The sequence below is a fragment of the Prevotella sp. MGM2 genome (assembly GCF_002933955.1).
Classification (GTDB): Bacteria; Bacteroidota; Bacteroidia; order Bacteroidales; family Bacteroidaceae; genus Alloprevotella.
Map to the genome: position 1 here is coordinate 1 of NZ_BEWW01000271.1, position 1,959 is coordinate 1,959.

The window sequence follows — 1,959 nt, forward strand, 5'->3', positions numbered from 1 at the left end:
TATCACCGTGAACAGTGTGCGAGTGGAAAACAATATCCGCAAGAGCATCGAACCAGCCTTGTGGAATCAGGCGAAGGAGTGCGCCAAAGGCAAGAGCCGCAAATCCTGCGACTTGAACGCCTATATTGAGGAGGCAAGAATCAAACTCCATCAGACTTTCAATGAACTAGAGGAACAAGGACAATTCATCACTGCCCGCCTGTTGCAGGAAAAGTTCTTCGGACAAGACCAAGCACCGGAAGTTGTCCGCACACTCATTCAAACCATCCAAGAACATAACGACCAATGCCGTGAACTTGTCGGCAAGGACTATGCCTTGATTACCGTCCGCCGTTATGAGAGTTGCAAGCGTTATCTTGCTGAACTTATCAAACAGAAATACGGCAAGGAGGATTTACCGTTGTCAGAAGTCAATGGAGAACTGGTACGTGCCTTTGAGTTCTATCTCAAAACGGAGAAGGAGTGCCAACAGAATACGGTTATCCGCTACATGAAGTGCTTGAAGAAGATAACCAACCTTGCGCTTGCCAACGAGTGGATTTCCAAAGACCCATTCATCGGCATCAAGTTTCATGAGAAAGAAGTTATCCGCGAGTTCTTGACAATGGACGAACTGCTCACCATTTATCACAAGGAGTTTTCATTAGAGCGTATCACAGTTGTCCGTGATGTTTTCACCTTTGCGGCTTTCACTGGGCTAGCCTTCATAGACGTGCAACAACTGGCACCGGAACATATCGTAGAAGACTCCAACGGCAACCTATGGATTCGCAAACCTCGCCAAAAGACGAAGAATATGTGCAACATTCCTTTGCTTGATATTCCATTGGAGATTCTCCGTAAATATGCGGAACATCCGGCTTGCCAAAAGAAAAACTGTCTGCTTCCAGTTCCTTGCAATCAGAAAATGAACAGCTATCTGAAAGAAATTGCAGACTTATGTCTGATAAACAAGACCTTGACCACACACGTAGCCCGCCACTCGTATGCGACCTCTGTATGCCTCGCCAACGGTGTGAGTATTGAGAATGTAGCGAAGATGCTCGGCCATTCCAATATAAAAATGACGCAGCACTATGCACGTGTGTTGGATTCCTCTATTCTGCGCGATATGAATAATGTAAAGAGCGTAATGTCTAAAGTAATGCGATAGATATGGATAGAGGAATAATTTCAATCAGTGAAACGGGTGCAGTCACAATGCCGACCACACCTGTGTGGATGACCAAGTTTGAGATTACCAACTTGTTCGGAGTGTTCTCGTGCGACATTCGCAAGGCGATTCATTCCATCTACAAGAACAGGGAACTGGACAAAGTTGAAACGATGAAATACATCAAACAGCCGGACGGCATCAGTTATGATGTCTATAACCTTGAAATGATTATAGCCGTTGCATTCAGGATATGCAGTAAAGAGAGTATCATGTTCAGACGGTTTATAATAAATAAAATTAGCACCATTAAGAAAGCTGCACCGATTACACTATTTGTTGCCAGCGTCAGAGGTAATAACCGATGGTATAGTTGAGGTTCATTCCATCAGCCACTCGTTCCCGATGCACGGATGCAAAGGTAGCGTGTGGCTTTGAAGGCATTGGCAAGGTCAAGCGGCGGTGCCGTTTCGGGCAGAATCTTCCTCAAACAAGTTTGAGTGTATTACTGCCCGAAAACCTTGCCACTGCTTGCCACGCGCTCTTGGGGCATCCGGCAACGGAAACAAGCGACTGGCAGGAAATCAGAAAATATAGGGGAACGGCTTACAGACGAAGCAGGATTTTGACGCTTCATCTGTAAGCCGTTCCTTTTTCTTTTTGCCGGAAGTCCATTGCTCCGCAATCATAGGGCAGACGGCAAACTGCGCTCCTTCAAGAAAATCAGATTGCAACCTGTCGGTAGGCGGAACGGTAGCCGTCATTCAGCATCCTTTCGATGTCGGATTCACGGTAGAGGATTTTAC

Annotated in this window: 2 protein-coding genes and 1 pseudogene; 2 read left to right on the plus strand and 1 reads right to left on the minus strand. The window is 46.1% G+C overall.

The features are described from left to right. Together C5S62_RS06950 and C5S62_RS06955 are read left to right on the plus strand one after the other, a co-directional pair. On the plus strand, nt 1-1,153 hold a 1,153-nt coding region (locus tag C5S62_RS06950; protein WP_104404664.1), incomplete at its 5' end, for a site-specific integrase. Between the two features lie 2 nt (nt 1,154-1,155). Further along, nucleotides 1,156-1,530: a hypothetical protein gene (locus tag C5S62_RS06955; protein WP_057327942.1), complete on the plus strand. Its 375-nt coding sequence runs from the start codon at nt 1,156-1,158 to the stop codon at nt 1,528-1,530. 346 nt (nt 1,531-1,876) lie between these two features. On the opposite strand, the pseudogene C5S62_RS13895 reads toward C5S62_RS06955, so the two are convergent. Beyond that, nucleotides 1,877-1,959 (minus strand): annotated as a pseudogene (locus C5S62_RS13895) (DNA-binding protein); the annotation flags it as partial.